Genomic DNA, 21117 nt, shown 5'->3' on the forward strand with positions numbered 1-21117 from the left:
ATACCCTGTTAAATTTGACAGGGTCAAATCACCACGACTCAGTGAACGGCATCAGTGCTGAATCACCCCGGAGACGAAAATTCATCTACATGGCTTTCGTCGCAAACGTGTTTTCCGGCTACATCATCGGCTTGCACACCCGCCGCGGCATGCATACTGAATCCTCAATCGATGTGCTGGAACAGGATTCGTGTGCGACAGCTTGATCCACCGCAGCGACCGTGGTTTGCAATACGTGTCGATTCTCAATAAACCCCTTTCGCTCAATCCCGGGTGATTCATCTCCTTCTTGAGCAACACAGCAAAAACGAAACGCCTGTTCTATACATCCTCTCGGGTCGACCGAGCTGCGTTCGTCATCGGGCGCTTATCGTTCTGCTTCGGTTCTTGCTGCTTTCGAGGAGAAAAACATGGTTCAAGCATTTCCCCTGCCGAGCTTCCTTCGTTCACTCTCGATGCTCGTCGCGCTTTCCGTATCGGCCACTGCAATCGCCGCCGATCCAGTACCCAATCCCTATCTCGCGGCGGAAAAGGCCGCGATCACGCACTTCGATTCGGCCCAGACCGACGCACTGCCCTACCTGATACCGGGAGGTACGCGTTCCGTCACCTCGCCGCTGCTCCTGCTCAAACCGCAGGTAGTCGCCGGGCCGATCAACATCATGACACTTGCCTCGACCTCGCCGAACTACATGTGGGGGGTATCGTCGACCGCGGTGACTTACATTTCGGTGTCCGGCACGAGCTTCACACCGGTGAGCCAACTCCTGCTGCCGGGCGTGACGCAGACGGTGATCGACACCCTGACCGGACTGCTGACCGATCCGATCCCCACGATCGCGCAAGCGCAGGACGTGGTCGATCAGATCCTCCCGACCGGTGGTCGCGTGTCGTTTCCGAGTGCCTACAGCTTGGTTGACAACAACAACGTGCTCTACACGAACGTGGGCAAGAAAATCTTTGCCTTTGCGCTCAACTCGCCTTCGTTGCCCGTTCTCGGCATCAGTGTCGTGCGGACGCTCGATACCACTGCCTTTCTGCAAAGCGACGAGAACATCACCGGGGTGGTGATGACCTACGACGGCAAACTCGTCGTGCTCGGCACACGCTCGGTGACGGTGGTCGACCGTTCCTTCGCCGGAACGCCCCATACCCTGACCTTCGGCTCCGACGAGAGCATCAGCAATTCGGCCGCTGTCGATCCGGACGGCGGCATCTACGTCGTCTCCGACAAGATCATGCGCAAGCTCGTATGGACCGGCGCAACGCTGTCGCAGAATGCCTCCGACGGCGCGTGGAGCTCGCCGTATCCGACCGGTGACACTTACCCGACGATCTTCGGTTCGGGCTCGGGCGCTACGCCGACACTGATGGGCTTCGGCAGTGATCCGGACAAGCTCGTCGTCATCACCGACGGCAAGCAGCGCATGGGGCTCGTGGCGTTCTGGCGCGATGCGATTCCCGCGGGCTTCACGAATCGCATCGCCGGGCAGATCCAGGTCAACTGCGGCCTGCCTGCGGGGTACCAAATCCAGTCCGACCAGTCTGTGGCGGTCAATGGCTATGGCGCTTTCGTAGTGAACAACGTGTCGGCGGCCGACGGTAGCACCGGCAGCGGCACGTCGGCGCTTGTCGATGGATTTCTGCGCGGCCCCGTGCTGCCGTCGCCGATCGGCGTCGAGCGCTTCACCTGGGACACCGCTTCGCATAGCTGGTCGTCGACTTGGGCACGGGCGGACATCTCGTCGAACACGATGATCCCGGCGATCAGCTCGGGCTCCAATGCCGTCTATGTCAACGGCTACTACCAGAACGGTTTGGGCTGGGTCGTCACGGGGCTCGACTGGAACACCGGCAGCACGGTGCATCAGACGATCCTCGGCACCGGACCGCTCGGCAATGGTTACTACGCCATCATGGAGTTCCTGCCCGGTGGCGATCTGCTGTTCAACAGTGTGATCGGACCGACACGAATCCAGTTGCCCAGCGGGGTGATCCTGCCGCTGTAGCTTGTGCCAATCGAGGGGGTCTAACCCGATACCACGCCCCCACCTTGAACGCCAGACCGCTTTGAGCAGCGCCAGTCAACGCCACTATGCTGGTGATTACCCCGGCTAGAAGGAGAGCGCCGTGCCGGAGCAACTTACGAAGCATCCTGACGTCACGCTGCAGGTCTTGCGCAGCGCCGGCGCCCAATGTGGCGAGGGAGCGCCTCAGACGATACTCAGGCAATGCCCGGAAAAGCAGTTCTGCAAGCTGCCCGGGGGGGAAATCTGCGTTTACGGGCTGCCGGAAGCCGTAAGGATGACGCAGCTCACCGGGGCGGACTGGCAAGTGGTTCTGCGCGGTGTCGGCCCCGGAGAAGCCGCAAGCGGCTCGGAAAGCCATCACGGCTTGCTCTTGGGCGGCGCGGGCGTGGTGGTCGGCGTGCTTGTCGGCATCCTCGCGATGAAGCTCAGGGGGCGTTGAGCGCTGTCCGGCACCGGCGCGTCACCGGAAGGGCGGCCCGCCCTTCCGTCGCGCGGACCCGCGTCGGCAAGCCGGAGCCGGTTTCCGGTGCCCAGGACCGGGCGCCGGATGGCGCATCCCCCAAGGCACCGTAGCGGGGGGCGAGGCCAAAGCCCGGCGTTCAGTCCAGCGTGCCGCGGTAGAACCTCACCGCAACCGCCATCACCACGGCAGTGAACAGCAGCATCGGCCAGATGTCCGGCCACAGGTCGGCCCAGCCGTTGCCCTTGAGCAGGATGCCGCGCACCAGGCGGTTGAAGTGGGTCAGCGGCAGCACTTCGCCGATCGCTTTGGCCCAGCCGGGCATGCCCTGGAACGGGAACATGAAGCCCGAGAGCAGGATGTTGGGCAGGAAGTAGAACACCGTCAGCTGCATCGCCTGCAGCTGGTTCTTCGCCAGCGACGACAGCGTGATGCCGACGGTGAGGCTGGCGGCGATGAACAGCAGCGCCACGCCGTAGAGCGCGACCAGGCTGCCCTGCATGGGCACGCGGAACACGAAGCGCGCGCCGAGCAGGATGATGCTGGCCTGGATCAGCCCGATGACGATGTAGGGCATGATCTTGCCGGTCATCACCTCGAGCGGCCGCACCGGTGTCGCCAGCAGGTTTTCCATCGTGCCGCGCTCGCGCTCGCGGGTCATCGCCAGCCCGGTCATCATCACCAGCGTCATCGTCAGCACCACGCCCATCAGCCCGGGGACGACGTTGTACTGGGTGATCGCTTCCGGGTTGTACAAGCGGTGGATGCGCACGTCGAACGGCGGCTCGCCGGCGGCCAGATGCGCGAGCGGGCCGGTCAGATCGCGGCGGCTGACGACGTCGACGAGCTGGCTGGCGGCACCGAGCGCCATCCCGGTCGCAGTCGGGTCGGTCGCGTCGGCCTCGAGCAGCAGCGACGGCCGCTCGCCGCGCAGCAGGCGGGCGGTGAAATCGGCCGGGATGTTGAGCACGAACAGCACCCTGCCCTGCGCCAGCGCCGCCCGGCCGGCTTCTTCGTCCGGCAGCGTGCCGACGATGTCGAAATAGCTCGACGACTGCATCGCCGCGACGTAGGAGCGGGTAAATTCGCTCTGGTCGGCGCCGATCACCGCGGTCGGCATATGGCGCGGGTCGGTGTTGATCGCAAAGCCGAACAGCAGCATCTGCACGATCGGGATGCCGACGATCATCGCGAAGGTGATCCGGTCGCGCTTCAGCTGCAGGAACTCCTTGAGCACGATGCTGGCCCAGCGCGCGAACGAGAAGCGGTGGCTCATCGCGCGGCCTCGGCGGCGTTCATCATGTAGATGAACACGTCCTCGAGCCCGGTCTCGACCGGCTCGACGCGCAGCCCGCCGGCCGCGTGCTGCAGCGTGGCCGCGAGCGCTGGCGCGTCGCGGCCGCTGACGTGCAGCGCACCGCCGAACATCACGGTCTGGTCGACGCCGGGCAGGCCGCGCAACCGCTGCGACAGCGCGATCAGCCCGTCGCCGCGGACCGCCCAGGTGCTCAGGCGCTGGCCGGCGACGATCTCGGCCGCCGTTCCCTGCGCGAGCAGCCGGCCGTCGGCGATGTAGCCGAGCTTGTGGCAGCGCTCGGCCTCGTCCATGTAGTGGGTGCTGACGAGCACGCTGATCCCCTGCGCGGCCAGCCGGTGCAGCTCTTCCCAGAAATCGCGCCGCGCCGCCGGATCGACGCCGGCGGTCGGTTCGTCGAGCAGCAGCAGTTGCGGTTTGTGCAGCATGCACGCGGCCAGCGCCAGCCGCTGCTTCCAGCCGCCCGAGAGCGAGCCGGTCAGCTGCTTCGCCCTTGCCGTCAGCCCGAGCCCGTCCAGCGCCGCGGCAACCGCGGCCTTGCGGTCGGGCATCTCGTACATCCGCGCGATGAAATCGAGGTTCTCGCGGATCGTCAGGTCGTCCCAGTACGAGAACTTCTGCGTCATGTAGCCGACCTGGCGCTTGATCAGCTCGCGCTGCGTGCGGATGTCGTGGCCGAGGCAGCGCCCCTGCCCCGAATCGGGCGTCAGCAGGCCGCACATCATCCGGATCGACGTCGTCTTGCCGCTGCCGTTCGGGCCGAGGAAGCCGAAGATCTCGCCGCGGCGCACCTGCAGCGACAGCCCGCGCACGACGTGCTTGCTGCCGAAGTGCTTGTCGAGGCCGGCGACGTCGATCGCGAACTCGCCGGCCGAACCCGGCGCCTCAGCCATCGGGCACGACCTCGACCGGCTGGCCCGGATGCAGCCGCGGCGCATCGGCGGCAGCCGGCCGGGCCTCAAGCATGAACACGAGCTTGTCGCGCGTGTCGTTGCTGTAGATCACCGGCGGCGTGTATTCGGCCGCGGCCGAGATGTAGCTGATTTTCGCCGATACCGGCGCCGGGCAGCCGTCGCAGCGCAGCCGGACCGGCTGGCCCAGCTTCAGGCCGCCGAGCACGGTCTGCGGCACGAAGAAGCGCACCTTGACGTTTTCGGGCGGCAGCAGCCGCAGCACCGGCCGGCCGGCGGCAACCCACTCGCCGGCGCGGTACAGCGTGTCGTCGACCAGGCCGCCGCGCGGTGCGACAACGGTCTTCTGCCCGAGCAGCCAGTCGGCCTGCGCCAGCGCCGCCTGCGCGGCGGCAACCTGTGCGGCCTGCGCCCTGATCTGCTGCGAGCGCCCGGCGAGCACGTCGACCTGCAGCTGGCTCTGCAACTGCCGGACCAGCGCGGCGGTAGCATCGGCACCGGCGGTCGCCTGGTCGAGCTGCTGGCGCGATACCGCACCGGCGCCGACCAGCCCCCGGACGCGCGCCAGCTCGGCGGCGGCGCGGACCGCCTCGGCCTGCGCCTGCACGAGCTGGGCGCGGGTCACGTCGATCTCGGCCGGCCTTTTGCCGGTGCCGAGGTCGGCGAGCTGCGCCTGCGCGCTGGCCAGCTGTGCGCTGGCCTGGCGCTGCGCGGCGGCCTCGTCGGCCGATTCGAGCGCGAACAGCGGCTGCCCCGCGCTGACCTGCTGGCCGCGTTCGACCGACAGCCGCTCGAGCCGGCCGGGCTGCGACGTCGCGACGTAGACGTACTCGCCCTCGACATAGCCCTGCCACGTCGGCGATGCCGGCCCGCCGCAGCCGGCCAGTACGGCCAGCGCAAGCACTGCCAGCCGCCGGCGCGGCGGCGTCGCGGCGCGCGGCCTGCGTGGTGGAAAGGACTGGGCGCTGGATCGGGGCATACCTGATCATTGATCGACCGACGCGTGAATCTCAAGGCCGGCCGGCCCGCTGCTTGCGCGCGATCAAGCTTTGCCGCCGACGGGCGGCCGCCCCGCGCTCAGGCCGCAAAGCCGCCATCGACCAGCAGTTCGGCGCCGTTGACGAATGACGCCTGCGGGCTGGCGAGATAGGCGACCGCATCGGCAATGTCGGCGCCGCGGCCGTAGCGCTGCACGGCGATCTGCGGGCCGATTGCCGCGGCGACCGGGCCGTCGGCCGGGTTCATGTCGCTGTCGGTCGGCCCCGGGTGCACGGTGTTGGCGGTGATGCCGCGCGGGCCGACATCGCGCGCCAGACCACGGGTGAAACCGGCGACGGCACCCTTGCTCAAGGTGTACGCCGATGCGGTTGCGAACGCCGCGTACTGCGTCATCGAGCTGCCGATCTGGATGATCCGGCCGCCCTCGCCCATATGGCGCAGCGCTTCCTGCGTCGCGACGAACACGCCGGTGACGTTGACGGCGAGGATGCGCTGGAAGTCGTCGAAGCCGATCCCGTCGACCGGCGCCATCACGCTGATCCCGGCGTTGTTGACGAGGATGTCGATTCGCCCGAACGCGTCGGCAACGCGGCCGACGGCGGCGCGGACCGCGGCCGGATCGCCGGCATCGGCCCGGATCGCCAGTGCCCGGCCACCGGCGGCTTCGATGCTGCGCACGACGTCGTCGGCCTTGTCCGGCGAGGCGTGATAGGTGATCGCGACGGTCGCGCCGTCGGCGGCAAGGCGGCGGGCGATCGCGGCGCCGATGCCGCGCGATGCGCCGGTGACGACGGCGATCTTGCCGGCGAGCGGTTGCGGGGTGATCGGCTGGTGCTTGGTCGGCATGCGGGGCTCCTTGCGGTGAGTGGATGCCCGTACTTTGCGCCGCGCCACTTCAAGCAGTTAGCCGGTAGCGGATAGAATCAGTTTCAAGCATTCATTGAAGCAAGACCATGGAAACGCTCGCCAATCTCGAATCGTTCACCCGCAGCGCCGAAACCGGCAGCTTCTCGGCCGCGGCGCGGCGGCTGGCGCTGACGCCGGCGGCGGTCAGCCGCAATGTCGCCCAGCTCGAACGCAATCTCGGCGTCCGGCTGTTCCAGCGCAGCACGCGCGGGCTGGCGCTGACCGAAGCCGGCGAGCGGCTGCTGCACGGGCTCGGCGGCGGGCTGGCGCAGATCCACGCAGCGATTGCCGACGTCAGCGCCAACGCCGGCCAGCCGGCCGGGGTACTGAGGCTGGCGGCGGCACCGGGCTTCGGCAGCGAGTACCTGCTGCCGCTGATGCCGGCCTTCCTCGGCCGCTACCCGGCCATCGTGCCGGACTGGGATTTCGACAACCGCCAGGTCGATCTGGTCCGCGACGGCTTCGACGCGGCCGTCGGCGGCGGCATCGAACTGACGCCGGGCGTCGTCGCGCGCGAACTGGCGCGCGTCCACATCGTCGCGGTCGCCGCGCCGGACTATCTGCGCGGCCGGCCGGTGCCGCAGCGGCCGGGCGACCTCGACGGCTGGGACGGCATCCTCCGGCGCTCGCCGCGCACCGGGCGGATCAACAACCGGGCGCTGCGCCATGCCGACGGCACCGAGATGCCGGCGTCGTTGACGCCGCGCATGGTCGTCAACGATCCGGACGCGCTGCGCACCGCGGTGCTGACGGGACTCGGTGTCGGCCTGCTGCCGCTGACGCACGTGCACCGGCAGCTGGCCAGCGGCGCGCTGTGCCGCGTATTGCCCGAGTGGCATACCGACGCCGGCCCGGTGTCGCTGTACTTCGCCAGCCAGAAGCTGCTGCCGGCCAAGACCCGCGCCTTTGTCGACTTCGTCACCGGGTCGTTCCGCGAGCAGGGCTGGGCGCGGCACTTCTCGGCAATCTGACGCTACGGCCATTGTCATAGGTCAATGTCATTGACTATCAATGCGCTTATGCTGGCAGGGTTGACCATCCGGGACGAAGCAATGACACCCACGACCCTGCCCATCCTGCTCGTGACCGGCGTGCTCTGGACCCTCAGCGTCGATCCGGCGTGGTTCGCCCAGACGCACACCGTCTGGACGCTGCGCAAGGAAGCCATCGTGCTCAGCGGCATGCTGTCCTACGTGCTGATGGCGTGGCTGATGCTGCTCGCCAACCGGCCGGCATGGCTCGAACGCCGGCTCGGCGGCCTCGACAAGCTCTACCGGATGCACAAGCACGCCGGCATTGCCGCGGCACTGCTGTTCGCCGCGCACTGGCTGATCAAGCTCGTGCCGAAGTGGCTGGCCGGCTGGGGCTGGATCGCCGCCAAGCCGCGCGGCGGGGGCGGAGGCGGCCAGGCGGCCGATCTCGTCGCCCAGCTGCACGGGCCGGCCAAGCATCTCGGCGAATGGGCGATCTACGCAATGCTGGCGCTGGTCGCGATCGCATTGCTCAAGCGCATTCCCTACCACTGGTTCCGCAAGGTCCACCGGCTGTTCGCGCTGGCCTTTCTCGTCATCACCTTCCACGGCCTGGTGCTGCTGCCGGCGGCGATGTGGCCGACGCCGTTCGGCGCCCTGCTGGCGCTCTGCGCGCTGGCCGGCAGCGTCGCCGCGCTGCGCTCGCTCGCCGGCCGCATCGGCCTCAAGCGCCGGCATCAGGGCACGATCGCCGCGGTCGAACGGCTTGGCGACGACATCGTCGCCTTGTGCTGCAACGTCGATGCCATGCCGCACCGGCCCGGCCAGTTCGCCTACCTGCGCATCGGCAACGGCGAGCCGCATCCGTTCACGATCGTGTCGGCCGGCCTCGACCCGCGCGAGGTTCGCTTCGCGATCAAGGCGCTGGGCGACGATACCCGCGGAATGCAGGCGCTGCGGCCGGGCCAGCCGGTCGTCGTCGAAGGGCCCTACGGCCGCTTCGACTTCGCCGACGAAGGTCACGGCCAGGTCTGGGTCGCCACCGGCATCGGCATCACGCCCTTTCTGTCCCGGCTCGAGTGGCTGGCCGCGAACGGCGGCAGCCGGCAAGCAGTGAGCCTGTTCTACTGCGGCGGCGAGCCGGGCCGCGATCCGTTCGCCGAACGGCTGGTGGCACTTTGCCGGCAAGCCGGCGTGAGCCTGCACTGGATCCAGCGCGGCAGCGACGGGCCGCTGACGCTGGCGAAGATCCTCGCCGACAACCGCCACGCCAGCCAGTCGACGCTGTGGTACTGCGGGGCGCAGGCGCTCGGCGACACGCTGGCCAGAAGCTGGCATGCACTCGGCCTGCCCGAGCGGCGCTTTCGCCGCGAGCTGTTCGCGATGCGCTGAACCATGACAATTTGATCTGAGCCAAGGCTGCCGCCGGCAAGCCGCTTTCTAATGAAGTCATGAGCGGGACGATCGCCATGCGGCCGTCCCCGAACGCAACCTCATCGATCCGGGCCAGCCCGGCAAAGGAGTTCGCCATGTATGACCGCATCCTCGTCCCGGTAGACGGCAGCGACACCAGCAACCACGGCCTGCAGGAAGCGCTGCGCCTCGCCAAGCGTCTCGGCGCCCGGTTGCGGCTGCTGCACGTCGTCGACCCGCAGCTCGTGTACATCGACTTCGGCGGCATGGTCAACGTCAGCGACTATGTCGAGTCGATCCGCGCCGCCGGCCGCGACGTGCTCGCCGAAGCGCTGAAGATCGCCGAAGCCGAAGGCGTGCCGACCGACGCCGAGCTGCGCGAAAAGAACGGCGGTACCGTCGCCGATCTGGTACTCGCCGAAGCGAAGAAATGGGAAGCCGGCATGATCGTCATGGGCACCCACGGCCGCCGCGGCATCCGTCATCTGGTGATGGGCAGCGACGCGATGGGCGTCGTGCGTGACGCGACGATTCCGGTCGTCATGGTGCGCGATCCGGCCGCCCGATAAGTGCGGCAACAGGCGGGCCGCACGGCCCGCCCTTTGCCGAGGCTGCCCCGATGCCGTTCACGCGGCGGGCTCGGCAAGACCGGCAAAACGGTGCCGGCGGCATGCGGCCTAAGATGGGCGTTTCCGTCCGGAACCCTGTCCATGCAAGCCTTCCGCACCATCCAGTCCCGGCTCGCGCACCCCGTCACCTGGCTCTTCTACGGCGACAGCATCACCCACGGCATCGTCCACACCTTCGGCGCGCGATCGTTCAGCGAGCACTTCAACGAACGCGTCCGCTTCGAGCTCGACCGGCAGGACGACGTCGTCATCAACACCGCGTTTTCCGGCTACACCACCCGCCAGCTGCTGCTGCACTTTCCTGCCCGCGTCGCCCGTTTCAGGCCCGACGTCGTGCTGCTGATGGCCGGGCTGAACGACTGCAACCATGACCCGGCCGACGGCCAACTGGTGCCGCTCGACGAATTCCGCGCCAACCTGCTGGCGATGATCGCCGCGGTGCGCGACTGGGGCGGCGACGTCGTGCTGCAGACGTCGACACCGGTGCTGGCCGGGCTGATCCCGGCGCGCAGCCTGCACCTGCCGGCGTACAACGACTGCGTGCGCACGCTGGCCGCCGAGACCGGCGCGCCGCTGGTCGACCATGCCCGGGTCTGGGAGCGCCAGGACAACGGCTGGCTGTACGCCGACGTCTACCACCCGAACGCGCACGGCCACCTGCTGCTCGCGCGCACGCTGTTCGGCGCCCTCGGCCTCGGTCAGCCGGCCGCGGCTTCCGAGCGCTTTTTCGTCCCCGGCTGATCGCTGGACGCGCCTCCGGGCGCCGGGTGCGTCAGCCGCGCCGGGCCGCCTCGATCGTGGCGATGTCGATCCTGGTCATGCCCATCATGGCTTCAAACGCGCGCCCGGCCGCGGCCGGATCAGGATCGGCAATCGCCGCCGTCAAGGCGCGGGGCGTGATCTGCCACGACAGGCCCCACTTGTCCTTGCACCAGCCGCAGGCGCTTTCCTGGCCGCCGTTGCCGACGATCGCGTTCCACAGACGGTCCGTCTCGGCCTGGTCGTCGGTCGCGACCTGGAACGAGAAGGCCTCGTTGTGCCTGAACGCCGGCCCGCCGTTCAGGCCGAGGCAGGGGATGCCCAGCACGGTGAATCCGACGGTCAGGACGTCGCCCTGCTTGCCCGCGGGATAGTCGCCGGGCGCGCGGAGGATCGTACCTACCGCGCTGTCCGGAAACGTCCGGGCGTAGAACTCTGCAGCATCCAGCGCGGTGCCGTCGTACCACAGGCAAATCGTGTTCTTGCTGACCATGTCGGTACTCCTGAAGTGTCGGGGGCGACGGATCATCCCTGCCCATCGCTATCAGTATGTCGCCGATCGCGGCTTGCGGAAGGGACGGGCATGACCGGCGGCGTGCGGGTCATCCCAATTTTTACTGTTGCACAATACAACCATAACGTCATCATCTGCGCCGTGGAGCATGCTTCGCGCTGTTCACCATCAATCGAACCGGTAAAAGGATGTCGTCATGAACGTGCAACCGTACGTTTTTTTCAATGGCAACTGCGAAGAGGCGATCCGCTTCTATTCGCAAGCGATCGGCGCAAAGCTCGCATTCATCTCCTATTTCCGCGACATGCCTGACGATGCGGGCATGCCCGTCCGGGAAGGCTGGCAGGACAAGGTCATGCACGCCAACTTTGTCGTCGGCAGAAGCACCATCATGGCCGCCGACTGCGACGAAAGTGGTACGGAGCACAAAGGCTTCCAGCTCTCCCTCGATGCCGACGACTTTGCCCAGGGGCTGTCGCTGTTCAACGCGCTGGCGCAGAACGGCACCGTGCTCATGCCCTACCAGGCGACGTTCTGGGCGGAAGGCTTCGGGATGCTGGTCGACCGGTTCGGCATCCCCTGGATGATCAACGTCGAAAAATAAGCGCAGTTGCAACTTCCCTCTTCCATCAAAGTGACCAATCCAATGAAAAAGATTCTTGCCCTCGTTGCAACAGCCCTCGTCCTCTCGTCGTTCAGCTCCTTTGCGCTGGCCGACAACTGGAAACTGCTCGGCGAGCGAACGGTGCGCCTGGCCGCCGATCATGACGAAATCATCGTCACGGCAGGCGCCGGTGACTTCAAGGCACTGCAGCTGCGCACCCGCGAACGCGCCATCGAAATGCTGGACATGACGGTAGTTTATTCCACTGGCGGCCGGGACGTCCTGCCGATGCGCTTTGTCATCCCGGCCAACGGCGCCAGCCGGGTCCTCGATCTGCGGGGGCACGACCGCAACGTCCGCAAGGTCATCCTTCGCTACACGACCCGCCCGGGCTCGGTCGAACGGGCCTTCGTGGCGCTCTGGGGCCTGAACGACTGACGGCGACCGCCTTCCCCGACCCCGAAGCCCGGCAGGTTCCACTTGCCGGGCTTTTCCGTTTTGGGGAGCAGGCAACGATCGCGCAACAGGCGCCAGCCTAGAACTGGCGGCGCATCATGCTTTCAACGTAATCCAGGAAGCACGCGATCCGTGATGCGAGCTGGGTATTGCGGTAATAGACCGCATGGATGGGCTGGCAGACGTCGAGCGCCTCGTCCGCAAGCAGCTCGACCAGCTCGCCCCGCTCCCGCGCCGCAGCGGCCATGAAGTCCGACAGGCAGACGATGCCCTCGCCGGCCAGCGCCAGATGCAGCAGCGTTTCGCCGCTCGACGCCGCCACGGCCGGGCGGATGTGCACGTCGTTGCCGGCGTCGTCGCGCAGCGGCCAGCGGTTCAGCAGGTCGATCCGGCTGAAGCCGAGCAGGCTATGCCCGGCCAGATCGGCCACGCTGGCCGGCGTGCCGTGCGCGGCCAGATACGCCGGGCTCGCCAGCACGCGGATCCGGCTGCGGCCCAGCGGCCTTGCGTGCAGGGTCGAATCGCGCAGCGTGCCGATGCGGATCGCCACGTCGGTGCGGTCCTCGATCAGGTCGATGAACTGGTCGTTGGTATTGAGTTCGAGCTGGATCTGCGGGTAGCGGCGGCGGAACTCGCCGACCAGCGGCACGATCACGTGCAGCATGAACGACGATGCGGCGTTGACGCGCAAGAGCCCGGCCGGCTGCTGGCGGCGCTGCGCCATCTGTTCCTCGGCGGCGTCGACCGCGGCGAGGATGCCGCAGGCGTGCGTCAGGAAGGCCTGCCCTTCCTCGGTCAGCTCGATCCGCCGGGTCGTCCGGTGCAGCAAGGTGGTGTCGAGCTTGGTTTCCAGCCTTGCCAGCGCCCGGCTGACGCCCGAGACCGTCTGGCCGAGCTGGACCGCGGCGGCGCTGATCGAACCGGCGTCGACCACGCGGACAAAGGCCTGCAATTCGTCGAGCGTCGTTTTCATTGTTGATTTTCAGTCAAATATCTTATCCACACACCTATCTTAATCTGCAAATGTAAAACCGGGACACTGCGGGGCATTGCTTCACGGCATCCATCACGGAGTAACACCATGCCCCTTGCCCTGTTCGCGCTGACAATCAGCGCCTTTGCCATCGGCACGACGGAGTTCGTCATCGTCGGGCTGATTCCGACCATCGCCGCCGACCTGCACGTCAGCCTGCCCTCGGCCGGGCTGCTGGTCAGCCTGTACGCACTCGGCGTCGCCATCGGCGCACCGATCCTGACCGCACTGTCCGGCAAGCTGCCGCGCAAGACGCTGCTGCTGGCGCTGATGGCGCTGTTCACCGTCGGCAACCTGCTGGCCTGGCGCGCGCCCGGCTACGAATCGCTGATCGTCGCCCGCATCCTCACCGGGCTGGCGCACGGCGTGTTCTTCTCGATCGGCTCGACCATCGCCACCAGCCTGGTGCCGAAGGAAAAGGCCGCCAGCGCCATCGCGATCATGTTCACCGGCCTGACCGTCGCCCTCGTCACCGGCGTGCCGCTGGGCACCTTCATCGGCCAGCATTTCGGCTGGCGCGAAACCTTCCTTGCCGTGTCGCTGCTCGGCGTGATCGCCGTCGCCGGCATCGCCGCGCTGCTGCCGAACACCATCCGCAACACGCCGCCGGCACCGGTGCTGCAGCAGCTGCAGGTGCTCGGCCAGCCGCGGCTGCTGATCGCCTATGCGATGACAGCGGTCGGCTACGGCGGCTCGTTCACCGCCTTCACCTTCCTCGCGCCGATCCTGCAGGACGTGGCCGGCTTCAGCGGCAACGCGGTCAGTCTGGTGATGCTGGTTTACGGCGTCGCGGTCGCCTTCGGCAATCTGTGGGGCGGCAAGCTGGCCGACCGTCACGGCCCGATCGCCTCGCTCAAGCTGATCTTCCTGCTGCTCGCCGTCGTGCTGCTGGCACTGACGTTCACCGCCACCAGCCAATGGCTGATCGTCGCCACCATCCTCGCCTGGGGCGTGGTCGCCTTCGGCAACGTGCCGGCTCTGCAGGTCTACGTCGTCAAGCAGGCCGAGCACTACACCCCGCACGCCGTCGACGTCGCCTCGGGCCTGAACATCGCCGCATTCAACGTCGGCATCGCGATCGGCGCCTCGGTCGGCGGGCTGATCGTCGAGCACCTCGGCCTGATGCATACGCCGTGGATCGGCGCGCTGATCGTGCTCGGCGCCTTCGGCCTGACCGTACTGAGCGGCCGCCTCGATCGCCGCACCGCACCCGCCCCGACCCTGCAGCCGGCCACCGCCGACTGCTGATCAAACCCCGCACCATCGACCCCATATCGGAGAACACAGATGAACACCATGCCCGCCATCGGCCTCGGCACCTTCCGCCTGCAAGGCCAGACCGTCATCGACTCGGTCCGCACCGGCCTCGAACTCGGCTACCGCCACGTCGACACCGCACAGATCTACGGCAACGAGGCCGACGTTGGCCTGGCGATTGCCGAGAGCGGCATCGCCCGCGACCAGTTGTTCGTCACCACCAAGATCTGGACGGCATCGCTGAGCCGCGATGCGCTGCTTCCCAGCCTGAAGGACAGCCTCGCCAAATTGCGCATGGATCAGGTCGACCTGACGCTGATCCACTGGCCGTCACCGGCCGACGCGATTCCGGTTGCCCAATACATGGCTGCACTGCTGGAGGCGAAACAACAAGGGCTGACCCGCGCAATCGGCGTGTCGAACTTCACCATCGCCCATCTGCAGCAGGCCATCGCCGCGGTCGGCGCCGACAATATCGCCACCTTGCAGATCGAGATCCACCCCTTCCTGCAGAACCGCAAGCTGGCCGACTTTGCCCGCGCCAACGGCATCCACCTGACCGCCTATATGCCGCTCGCCTACGGCAAGGTGATGCACGACCCGGTGATTGCCGGCATTGCCGAACGGCACGGCAGCAGCGCCGCACAGGTGGCGCTGGCGTGGTCGCTGCAGCAGGGCTTTGCGGTGATTCCGTCGTCGACGCGGCGTGCCAATCTGGCCACCAATCTGCAGGCCGGATCGCTGCGGCTGAGCGACGATGACATGGCGGCGATCGCCATGCTCGACCGCGGCGAGCGGCTCGCCAACCCGGACTTTGCGCCGCACTGGGACTGACACGCCTCAGGGCAAGACCCTGATCGCCCGGCGGCGATCATGGCCGTGATGCCCTCAGCCCGAACGTTGCGCGGCCAGCAGCAGGAACATCGGCCGCTCGCGTTCCTCCGCCAGTTCGGGTCGGGCGGCGATTTGCGCATCGGTCGGCGCCCACTCCTCGACATGGCTGATCGTGAAGCCCTGCGCCAGCAGGGTATTGATCCAGGTGCCGATGCTGCGGTGATGCTTGATCACGCCATCGGCCAGCCAGTTCGTCGTGCGTACGCCCTCGACCGAATAGCCGTCGACCGGCCAGGTCTTGCGCCCCGCGGCATCGGTCAGCCAGCCCGGCGCGCTCGGCGCCATGTAGATCGGGTGCTCGACCGAGAACACCACCCGCGCACCGGGCACGAGGGCGCGATGCAGCCGGGCCAGCAGGCCGGCGATGTCCTCGACGTAATGCAGCGCCAGCGCGCTGTAGGCGAAGTCGAAGCCCGCATCCGGCAGCGCCAGATTGTCCAGATCGGCCCGCACGTAGGACACCGCGGCCTCGGTGGTCGCCGATCTCGCCCGTGCCAGCATGTTCTCCGACACATCGAGCCCCAGCACCTGCGCCGCGCCCTGCCCGGCAGCCCAGCGGCAGAACCAGCCGAAACCGCAACCGAGATCGACCACGCGCAGCCCGTGCAGACCGGGAATCAGCGCCCGCAGCGACGGCCACTCCGCCGCGCCGGCCAGGCCGTCGACCGAGCGGCCAAGCCGGCTGTAGCCCTCGAAGAAGGCCGGGGTGTCGTAAATATTCTGTGCCATCGGTGTTCCTTTTCAATGCCGGCAAACCGCCCGGCGCGGTCAGCCCGTCAGTCAGCCCGTGCGTAGCGCGGCCAGCGCCAGTCCGGCCACCGCCAGTGCGGTATCCGGCCCCGTGTCGTCCTCCAGATGCCATGCCGCAGACAGGCCGGCCCACGCGGCAACCCACGCATGCAGGCGCCGGCGATCCAGACCGGCCGCCTCGGCGATCACCGCGACCTGCCGGTTCAGCCGTCCCGGCGAGGTCGCCAGATCATGGTCGGGGTTGCAAAGGATGTTGGCGAAATCGAAGCCGCGTTCGCCGATCAGCCCCTTGGGGTCGATCGCCAGCCAGCCTCGCGTACCGGCATCCAGCACATTGCCGTGATGGAGATCGCCGTGGAGGACAACGGTGTCCTGCTGCGCGCCAAGCAGATCGGCGGCCACCGCGCCGGCCTCGCGGAAGACCCCGCCGCGCGTCCCGGCAGCCTGCGCCAGTGATGCGAACCACGCCGACAAGGGCACCAGGTCCGGCCGGGGACGCGATTGTGGCGCGTGCAGCCGCGCGGCAACATCGCAAATAATGCGACTTGCCGCGTCGTCCTGGCCGTTGCGGGCCATGCAGGGCAGCGATCGCCGGCCGGTCGCGTGCTCGAGCAGGATGGCGTCGGCATCGTGGGCCAGCACGCGCGCCGCGCCCCGGCCGCGCCACCAGACCATCAGTTGCCCGCCCCGGCGCTCCTCCGGCACCAGCGCCACCTTCAGCATCGCGGGTTCGCCATTGCGCCAGACCGCCTGCAGCCAGCCGGACCCGGTGCACCACGGCGCGCCCCGGGCGGTCAGATGCCAGCGCGTAAGGCAGGCCTGCAGCCTTGCCGGCCCTTCGGCGTCTTCCGCTTCATTCATGGTTTTTTCCCTAGCCCGACCATGCCCAGCCGGGCATCAGGCGGTTTCGCAGTGTTTCGGCACCTGCCGGGACAGTACATGAAAACTGGCGGAGTGATCCTTGAGTTCGCAGCGGTTGCCGTCCGGATCGCTGAAGCAGCCGACCACGCCCCAGTCCAGCCGCAGCACCTCGACGTCGATGCCCTGGCACCTCAGCAAGCCGGCGGCGGCATCGACGTCGCTGACGTTGAAGCGCAGGATGGTCGGGTTCTCGTCGATCGGCTTCGGCCCGCGCCGGCCCACACCGCCGGACTCGATCATCAGATAGGCGCCACCAAGGTCGAGCGTGACCAGCCCCGGCCTGGCGACAACCGCCGGCAGCGCCAGCCGGTCACGGTAGAACGCCACGCACGCGTCGAAGCGTTCGGTGAACAGGATGATGCCCGGCAACTCAAACTGCATGGGCAGCCACCGCCGGTACGTCGTGGAAGACGCCCATGTCGGCGTGGACTCCCAGCTGCTGCATGAACGCCGCGGCATCGAACCTCGTTTCGGCGTAATGCTGCTCGATCACCTGCCTGGCCGCCGCCAGCGCCGCCGCATCGGCCCATTCGATCACCGTCACCACCTGCTGCGGATTTCCGGCGCGCGTCAGCACGCGCTGGAACCGGTGCCCCGGCTGCAGCGCCAGCAAGCGGTTGGTCTGTTCGACGCGCGCCAGGAACACGGCCAGCGCGGCCTCGGGAACGGTGAAACGGTCGACGCGATAGACCGCATTTCCGGCTTGGTTCGACATGCTGAGACTCCGTTGTGCGCAGCCCGATCGGCTGCAATAATCACAGCGTAAAATCTCAAGTTAAGTTGAGGTCAAGAGAAAATGACGATCGCACCGCCCCATCCGTCCGGCCTGCCATCGACGCTGTCGGTCGGCGAGGTCGCGCGCCGCAGCGGCGTCGCCGTTTCGGCGCTGCATTTCTACGAGAGCAAGGGGCTGATCAGCAGCCAGCGCACGCAGGGGCAGCAGCGTCGCTATACCCGCGACGTGCTGCGCCGCGTTGCGGTGATCCGCGTCGCGCAACGCGTCGGCATCCCGCTGGCCCGGATCGCCGAAGCGCTGGCGACGCTGCCGGCCACCGCCGCACCGAGCCGCGACGACTGGGTACGGCTTTCCGCGATGTGGCGTGCCGATCTCGACGCCCGGATCGCGCAGCTGCACGCGCTGCGCGACCATCTCGACGACTGCATCGGCTGCGGCTGCCTGTCGATCGAGCATTGCCGGCTGCGCAATCCCAACGACACCCTTGGGGCCCAGGGTCCGGGGGCACGGCATCTGGACCCCGAAACGGTTGCGGACGCGGCACCGCGCGCTTGAACCGGCTTTCAGCAGCCATGAGCGCCCCGGGCCGGCCGGGGCGCGGTATCGTCAGGCCGCGAGGTGATGCGCGTGAAAGCGCAGATGGTCCTCGATGAAGCTGGCGATGAAGTAGTAGCTGTGGTCATAGCCGGGCTGGCGCCGCAAGGTCAGCGGCCAGTCGTTCCGGCGCGCGATGACGGCGAGCGCATCGGGCTGGAGCTGCTCCGGCATGAACCCGTCCTGCTCGCCCTGGTCGACGAGCATCGGCAGCCGCTCGAGCGCCAGGCCGAGCTGGTGGCAGCTGTCGTACGCCAGCCAGCTGTTGCGGTCCTCGCCCAGATAATGCGCAAAGGCCTTCTGGCCCCACGGCACCTGGCTCGGATTGACGATGGGCGCGAACGCCGACACCGAGCTGTAGCGCCCCGGATTGCGCAGCGCGATCATCAGCGCGCCGTGTCCCCCCATCGAATGGCCGCTGATCGCGCGCTGCTGCGTCACCGGGAAGTGGGCTTCGACCAGCGCCGGCAGTTCGTCGACCACGTAGTCGTACATCCGGTAATGCGCGGCCCACGGCGCCTGCGTCGCGTTGACGTAAAACCCCGCGCCCTGGCCCAGATCGTAACTGTCGGCATCGGCAACGCCGTCGCCGCGCGGGCTGGTATCGGGCATCACCAGCGCCAGCCCCAGTTCGGCCGCCACACGCTGCGCGCCGGCCTTGGTGGCGAAGTTCTCGTCGGTACAGGTCAGCCCGGACAGCCAGTAGAGCACAGGCACCGTACCGCCCTGTGCCTGCGGCGGCAGATAGATCGCAAAGGTCATCACCGTGCCGGTGGCGGTCGAGCGGTGGCGGTAGCGCTTGTGCCAGCCGCCGAACGCGCAGTTGCTCGAGAGCAGTTCCAGGGTATCGGCCATGGCCATTACTTTGCGTAGTGGATGACGGAACGGATCGACTTGCCTTCGTGCATCAGGTCGAACGCGGTGTTGATGTCCTCGAGCGGCATCGTGTGGGTGATGAAATCGTCGAGGCGGAACTCGCCCTTCAGGTAGCGCTCGACGTAATCGGGCAGTTCGGAACGGCCACGCACGCCGCCGAAGGCCGAACCGCGCCAGACGCGGCCGGTGACCAGCTGGAACGGCCGGGTGCTGATTTCCTCGCCCGCGGCGGCAACACCGATGATCACCGACTCGCCCCAGCCCTTGTGGCAGCACTCGAGCGCCGAGCGCATCACCTTGACGTTGCCGATGCATTCGAACGAGAAATCGACGCCGCCGTCGGTCATCGCAACGATCACGTCCTGGATCGGCTGGTCGAACTCGTTCGGGTTGATCAGGTCGGTTGCGCCGAGCTGCCTGGCCAGCTCGAACTTGCTGGTGTTGATGTCGATGCCGATGATGCGCGACGCGCCGGCCATTCTGGCGCCGATCACCGCCGACAGGCCGATGCCGCCGAGGCCGAAGATCGCCACCGTGTCGCCGGCCTTGACCTTGGCGGTATTCATCACCGCGCCCATGCCGGTGGTGACGCCGCAACCGAGCAGGCAGACCTCCTCGAGCGGCGCGGTCTTGTTGATCTTGGCGAGCGCGATTTCCGGCAGCACCGTGTATTCGGAGAACGTCGACGTGCCCATGTAGTGGTAGATCGGCTTGCCGTCCTTCGAGAACCGGGTCGTGCCGTCCGGCATCAGGCCCTTGCCCTGCGTCGCGCGGATCGCCTGACAGAGGTTGGTCTTGCCCGACTTGCAGAACTTGCACTCGCCGCATTCGGGCGTATAGAGCGGAATCACGTGATCGCCGACCGCGACGCTGCGCACGCCCTCGCCGACCGCCTCGACGACCCCGGCACCTTCGTGGCCGAGGATCGCCGGAAACACGCCTTCCGAATCCATGCCCGACAGCGTGTACGCGTCGGTATGGCAGACGCCGCTGGCGACGATGCGCACCAGCACTTCGCCCTTCTGCGGCAGCTGCAGGTCGACTTCCTCGATGCTCAAAGGCTGGTTCGGCCCCCAGGCGACGGCGGCGCGGGTCTTCATGGTCTGCATGGAATGTCCTCGGATGAAGGTTGGCAACAATAACGGTCGATTCTATTTATTACCCAGTCATCGACAATCATGTTTAATGGAAAGATATTTTTTCCAAAGAGCAACAACGATGAACTGGGAAGGCGTCAGCGAGTTCGTCGCCGTGGTCGAAACGAACAGCTTCACCGCCGCGGCGCAGCGGCTGGGCATCTCGGTCGCCCAGGTCAGCCGGCAGGTGTCGCAGCTCGAACAGCGGCTGGCCGCGCGCCTCTTGTACCGGACCACGCGCAAGGTCAGCGTCACCGAAGCCGGCCAGCTGTACTACCAGCACTGCAGGCCGCTCCTCGACGGCCTGCGCGAAGCCGAACAGGCCGTATCGCAAGCACAGGACCGGCCCAGCGGCCACCTGCGCATCACCGCGCCGGTGTACTACGGCGAGCGCGTCGTCGCGCCGCTGCTGCACCGCTACCTGCAGGCGCAGCCGGCGGTCACCGCCGAACTCAACCTCGACAACCGCAAGGTCGATCTCGTCGCCGAGGGCTACGACCTGGGCATCCGCCTCGGGCCGATGGACGCCTCATCGCTGACGGTCCGCCAGCTCGGCAGCCGCACCCACCACATCTGCGCATCGCCGGCCTATCTGGCGCAATTCGGCGCGCCGCACACGCTGGCCGAACTCAAGCACCACCAGTGCCTGGCCGGCACGCTGAACACATGGCGCTTCCGCGATGCCGACGGACACACCCGCGAAGTCCACGTCGGCGGCCGGCTGCGCTGCAACAGCGGCGCGGCGCTCGTCGACGCCGCGCTGGCCGGGCTTGGCCTCGTGCAACTGCCCGACTATTACGTGCGCGAGCATCTGGCCAGCGGGCGCCTGTGCAGCCTGCTCGGCGCCCATACGCTGGTCGACGGCATCTGGGCCAACTACCCGCGCAACCGCTTCGTGCCGCAGAAGGTCAGCGGCTTCATCACGCTGCTCGAAACCGTGCTGTGAACCGGCC

General features: G+C 67.5%; 25 protein-coding genes. 13 read left to right on the forward strand and 12 right to left on the reverse strand.

Going from position 1 to position 21117, the window contains the following annotated elements:
- Positions 1–41 precede the first annotated feature (41 nt).
- The 3 genes from BJP62_RS18610 to BJP62_RS03435 all read left to right on the forward strand — a co-directional run bounded on the left by BJP62_RS18610 (position 42) and on the right by BJP62_RS03435 (position 2469).
- On the forward strand, positions 42–206 hold the full coding sequence (locus BJP62_RS18610) for a hypothetical protein (protein WP_168163780.1): 165 nt from the start codon (positions 42–44) through the stop codon (positions 204–206).
- Positions 207–410: 204 nt separating this feature from the next.
- Positions 411–2009, forward strand: a complete 1599-nt coding sequence (locus BJP62_RS03430; RefSeq protein ID WP_070526544.1) for a hypothetical protein — start codon at positions 411–413, stop codon at positions 2007–2009.
- Between the two features lie 121 nt (positions 2010–2130).
- Positions 2131–2469 (forward strand): hypothetical protein, encoded by a 339-nt coding sequence (locus tag BJP62_RS03435; RefSeq protein ID WP_070526547.1) that lies wholly within the window; start codon positions 2131–2133, stop codon positions 2467–2469.
- Positions 2470–2629: 160 nt separating this feature from the next.
- On the opposite strand, the gene BJP62_RS03440 is transcribed toward BJP62_RS03435, so the two are convergent.
- The 4 genes from BJP62_RS03440 to BJP62_RS03455 form a co-directional block, all read right to left on the reverse strand.
- Complete coding sequence (locus tag BJP62_RS03440) at positions 2630–3766, reverse strand: ABC transporter permease (RefSeq protein ID WP_070526549.1); 1137 nt, start codon at positions 3764–3766, stop codon at positions 2630–2632.
- Positions 3763–4698, reverse strand: coding sequence for an ABC transporter ATP-binding protein (locus tag BJP62_RS03445; RefSeq protein WP_070526552.1), 936 nt, complete (start codon positions 4696–4698; stop codon positions 3763–3765). The genes BJP62_RS03440 and BJP62_RS03445 overlap by 4 nt, the downstream gene beginning before the upstream one ends.
- Positions 4691–5695 carry an HlyD family secretion protein gene (locus BJP62_RS03450; RefSeq protein ID WP_083300674.1) on the reverse strand — a complete coding sequence of 335 codons (1005 nt, stop codon included), beginning with the start codon at positions 5693–5695 and terminating at the stop codon, positions 4691–4693. Before BJP62_RS03450 ends, BJP62_RS03445 begins: the two co-directional genes overlap by 8 nt.
- 98 nt (positions 5696–5793) lie before the next feature.
- Entirely contained in the window at positions 5794–6561 is a 768-nt protein-coding gene (locus BJP62_RS03455) for a 3-oxoacyl-ACP reductase family protein (RefSeq protein WP_070526555.1), read from the reverse strand.
- 107 nt (positions 6562–6668) lie between these two features.
- On the opposite strand from BJP62_RS03455, the gene BJP62_RS03460 reads away from it, so the two are divergent.
- From BJP62_RS03460 to BJP62_RS03475, 4 genes are all read left to right on the forward strand, one after another.
- Positions 6669–7592 (forward strand): LysR family transcriptional regulator, encoded by a 924-nt coding sequence (locus BJP62_RS03460; RefSeq protein WP_070526557.1) that lies wholly within the window; start codon positions 6669–6671, stop codon positions 7590–7592.
- 81 nt (positions 7593–7673) lie between these two features.
- On the forward strand, positions 7674–8984 hold the full coding sequence (locus BJP62_RS03465; protein ID WP_168163781.1) for a ferric reductase-like transmembrane domain-containing protein: 1311 nt from the start codon (positions 7674–7676) through the stop codon (positions 8982–8984).
- 137 nt (positions 8985–9121) lie between these two features.
- The gene (locus tag BJP62_RS03470; RefSeq protein ID WP_070526560.1) at positions 9122–9574 is read left to right on the forward strand and encodes a universal stress protein; all 453 of its coding nucleotides are present in this window, start codon (positions 9122–9124) and stop codon (positions 9572–9574) included.
- 141 nt (positions 9575–9715) lie between these two features.
- Positions 9716–10375: an SGNH/GDSL hydrolase family protein gene (locus tag BJP62_RS03475; RefSeq protein WP_070526563.1), complete on the forward strand. Its 660-nt coding sequence runs from the start codon at positions 9716–9718 to the stop codon at positions 10373–10375.
- A 31-nt stretch (positions 10376–10406) separates the two neighbouring features.
- On the opposite strand, the gene BJP62_RS03480 is transcribed toward BJP62_RS03475, so the two are convergent.
- The gene (locus BJP62_RS03480) at positions 10407–10886 is read right to left on the reverse strand and encodes a VOC family protein (RefSeq protein ID WP_070526565.1); all 480 of its coding nucleotides are present in this window, start codon (positions 10884–10886) and stop codon (positions 10407–10409) included.
- A gap of 217 nt (positions 10887–11103) precedes the next feature.
- Between BJP62_RS03480 and BJP62_RS03485 the strand changes: the two genes are divergently transcribed.
- Both BJP62_RS03485 and BJP62_RS03490 read left to right on the forward strand, forming a co-directional pair.
- The gene (locus BJP62_RS03485) at positions 11104–11511 is read left to right on the forward strand and encodes a VOC family protein (RefSeq protein ID WP_070526567.1); all 408 of its coding nucleotides are present in this window, start codon (positions 11104–11106) and stop codon (positions 11509–11511) included.
- Between the two features lie 42 nt (positions 11512–11553).
- The gene (locus BJP62_RS03490; protein ID WP_070526569.1) at positions 11554–11949 is read left to right on the forward strand and encodes a hypothetical protein; all 396 of its coding nucleotides are present in this window, start codon (positions 11554–11556) and stop codon (positions 11947–11949) included.
- Between the two features lie 97 nt (positions 11950–12046).
- Here the strand turns inward: BJP62_RS03490 and BJP62_RS03495 are convergent, their stop codons facing one another.
- Positions 12047–12940, reverse strand: a complete 894-nt coding sequence (locus tag BJP62_RS03495; protein WP_070526574.1) for a LysR family transcriptional regulator — start codon at positions 12938–12940, stop codon at positions 12047–12049.
- Positions 12941–13048: 108 nt separating this feature from the next.
- On the opposite strand from BJP62_RS03495, the gene BJP62_RS03500 reads away from it, so the two are divergent.
- Complete coding sequence (locus BJP62_RS03500; RefSeq protein ID WP_070526577.1) at positions 13049–14248, forward strand: MFS transporter; 1200 nt, start codon at positions 13049–13051, stop codon at positions 14246–14248.
- Positions 14249–14287: 39 nt separating this feature from the next.
- Positions 14288–15091: a 2,5-didehydrogluconate reductase DkgB gene (dkgB, locus tag BJP62_RS03505; protein WP_070526580.1), complete on the forward strand. Its 804-nt coding sequence runs from the start codon at positions 14288–14290 to the stop codon at positions 15089–15091.
- 54 nt (positions 15092–15145) lie between these two features.
- Here dkgB and BJP62_RS03510 read toward each other — a convergent pair whose 3' ends face one another.
- From BJP62_RS03510 to BJP62_RS03525, 4 genes are read right to left on the reverse strand one after another with little or no spacing between them, the layout of a single operon-like run.
- Positions 15146–15880: a bifunctional 2-polyprenyl-6-hydroxyphenol methylase/3-demethylubiquinol 3-O-methyltransferase UbiG gene (locus BJP62_RS03510; RefSeq protein WP_070526581.1), complete on the reverse strand. Its 735-nt coding sequence runs from the start codon at positions 15878–15880 to the stop codon at positions 15146–15148.
- A gap of 51 nt (positions 15881–15931) precedes the next feature.
- Entirely contained in the window at positions 15932–16762 is an 831-nt protein-coding gene (locus tag BJP62_RS03515) for an aminoglycoside phosphotransferase family protein (protein WP_083300677.1), read from the reverse strand.
- A 36-nt stretch (positions 16763–16798) separates the two neighbouring features.
- Positions 16799–17203 carry a VOC family protein gene (locus BJP62_RS03520; protein WP_070526583.1) on the reverse strand — a complete coding sequence of 135 codons (405 nt, stop codon included), beginning with the start codon at positions 17201–17203 and terminating at the stop codon, positions 16799–16801.
- On the reverse strand, positions 17193–17537 hold the full coding sequence (locus tag BJP62_RS03525; RefSeq protein WP_070526585.1) for an antibiotic biosynthesis monooxygenase: 345 nt from the start codon (positions 17535–17537) through the stop codon (positions 17193–17195). Before BJP62_RS03525 ends, BJP62_RS03520 begins: the two co-directional genes overlap by 11 nt.
- An 81-nt stretch (positions 17538–17618) precedes the next feature.
- On the opposite strand from BJP62_RS03525, the gene soxR reads away from it, so the two are divergent.
- Positions 17619–18113, forward strand: a complete 495-nt coding sequence (gene soxR / locus BJP62_RS03530; protein ID WP_070526588.1) for a redox-sensitive transcriptional activator SoxR — start codon at positions 17619–17621, stop codon at positions 18111–18113.
- A 51-nt stretch (positions 18114–18164) separates the two neighbouring features.
- Here the strand turns inward: soxR and fghA are convergent, their stop codons facing one another.
- Positions 18165–19007 (reverse strand): S-formylglutathione hydrolase, encoded by an 843-nt coding sequence (gene fghA, locus BJP62_RS03535; protein WP_070532248.1) that lies wholly within the window; start codon positions 19005–19007, stop codon positions 18165–18167.
- Positions 19008–19012: 5 nt separating this feature from the next.
- Complete coding sequence (locus tag BJP62_RS03540) at positions 19013–20128, reverse strand: S-(hydroxymethyl)glutathione dehydrogenase/class III alcohol dehydrogenase (protein WP_205701006.1); 1116 nt, start codon at positions 20126–20128, stop codon at positions 19013–19015.
- A 118-nt stretch (positions 20129–20246) separates the two neighbouring features.
- On the opposite strand from BJP62_RS03540, the gene BJP62_RS03545 reads away from it, so the two are divergent.
- Positions 20247–21110 carry a LysR family transcriptional regulator gene (locus BJP62_RS03545; protein WP_070526594.1) on the forward strand — a complete coding sequence of 288 codons (864 nt, stop codon included), beginning with the start codon at positions 20247–20249 and terminating at the stop codon, positions 21108–21110.
- The last annotated feature ends 7 nt before the right edge of the window (positions 21111–21117 follow it).

The sequence above is a fragment of the Jeongeupia sp. USM3 genome, assembly GCF_001808185.1.
In the GTDB taxonomy this organism is placed as follows: Bacteria; Pseudomonadota; Gammaproteobacteria; order Burkholderiales; family Chitinibacteraceae; genus Jeongeupia.

What these genes read in the sequence shown, in the direction of transcription:
- BJP62_RS03480 (WP_070526565.1), bottom strand. Translation starts at nt 10,886, where the DNA reads ATGGTCAGCAAGAACACGATTTGCCTGTGGTACGACGGCACCGCGCTG.
- BJP62_RS03500 (WP_070526577.1), top strand. Translation starts at nt 13,049, where the DNA reads ATGCCCCTTGCCCTGTTCGCGCTGACAATCAGCGCCTTTGCCATCGGC.
- BJP62_RS03545 (WP_070526594.1), top strand. Translation starts at nt 20,247, where the DNA reads ATGAACTGGGAAGGCGTCAGCGAGTTCGTCGCCGTGGTCGAAACGAAC.
- BJP62_RS03490 (WP_070526569.1), top strand. Translation starts at nt 11,554, where the DNA reads ATGAAAAAGATTCTTGCCCTCGTTGCAACAGCCCTCGTCCTCTCGTCG.
- BJP62_RS03540 (WP_205701006.1), bottom strand. Translation starts at nt 20,128, where the DNA reads ATGAAGACCCGCGCCGCCGTCGCCTGGGGGCCGAACCAGCCTTTGAGC.
- BJP62_RS03460 (WP_070526557.1), top strand. Translation starts at nt 6,669, where the DNA reads ATGGAAACGCTCGCCAATCTCGAATCGTTCACCCGCAGCGCCGAAACC.
- BJP62_RS03495 (WP_070526574.1), bottom strand. Translation starts at nt 12,940, where the DNA reads ATGAAAACGACGCTCGACGAATTGCAGGCCTTTGTCCGCGTGGTCGAC.
- BJP62_RS03520 (WP_070526583.1), bottom strand. Translation starts at nt 17,203, where the DNA reads ATGCAGTTTGAGTTGCCGGGCATCATCCTGTTCACCGAACGCTTCGAC.
- BJP62_RS03470 (WP_070526560.1), top strand. Translation starts at nt 9,122, where the DNA reads ATGTATGACCGCATCCTCGTCCCGGTAGACGGCAGCGACACCAGCAAC.
- BJP62_RS03430 (WP_070526544.1), top strand. Translation starts at nt 411, where the DNA reads ATGGTTCAAGCATTTCCCCTGCCGAGCTTCCTTCGTTCACTCTCGATG.
- BJP62_RS03440 (WP_070526549.1), bottom strand. Translation starts at nt 3,766, where the DNA reads ATGAGCCACCGCTTCTCGTTCGCGCGCTGGGCCAGCATCGTGCTCAAG.
- BJP62_RS03465 (WP_168163781.1), top strand. Translation starts at nt 7,674, where the DNA reads ATGACACCCACGACCCTGCCCATCCTGCTCGTGACCGGCGTGCTCTGG.
- BJP62_RS03455 (WP_070526555.1), bottom strand. Translation starts at nt 6,561, where the DNA reads ATGCCGACCAAGCACCAGCCGATCACCCCGCAACCGCTCGCCGGCAAG.
- BJP62_RS03525 (WP_070526585.1), bottom strand. Translation starts at nt 17,537, where the DNA reads ATGTCGAACCAAGCCGGAAATGCGGTCTATCGCGTCGACCGTTTCACC.
- fghA (WP_070532248.1), bottom strand. Translation starts at nt 19,007, where the DNA reads ATGGCCGATACCCTGGAACTGCTCTCGAGCAACTGCGCGTTCGGCGGC.
- soxR (WP_070526588.1), top strand. Translation starts at nt 17,619, where the DNA reads ATGACGATCGCACCGCCCCATCCGTCCGGCCTGCCATCGACGCTGTCG.
- BJP62_RS03510 (WP_070526581.1), bottom strand. Translation starts at nt 15,880, where the DNA reads ATGGCACAGAATATTTACGACACCCCGGCCTTCTTCGAGGGCTACAGC.
- BJP62_RS03450 (WP_083300674.1), bottom strand. Translation starts at nt 5,695, where the DNA reads ATGCCCCGATCCAGCGCCCAGTCCTTTCCACCACGCAGGCCGCGCGCC.
- BJP62_RS03475 (WP_070526563.1), top strand. Translation starts at nt 9,716, where the DNA reads ATGCAAGCCTTCCGCACCATCCAGTCCCGGCTCGCGCACCCCGTCACC.
- BJP62_RS03445 (WP_070526552.1), bottom strand. Translation starts at nt 4,698, where the DNA reads ATGGCTGAGGCGCCGGGTTCGGCCGGCGAGTTCGCGATCGACGTCGCC.
- BJP62_RS03515 (WP_083300677.1), bottom strand. Translation starts at nt 16,762, where the DNA reads ATGAATGAAGCGGAAGACGCCGAAGGGCCGGCAAGGCTGCAGGCCTGC.
- BJP62_RS03485 (WP_070526567.1), top strand. Translation starts at nt 11,104, where the DNA reads ATGAACGTGCAACCGTACGTTTTTTTCAATGGCAACTGCGAAGAGGCG.
- dkgB (WP_070526580.1), top strand. Translation starts at nt 14,288, where the DNA reads ATGAACACCATGCCCGCCATCGGCCTCGGCACCTTCCGCCTGCAAGGC.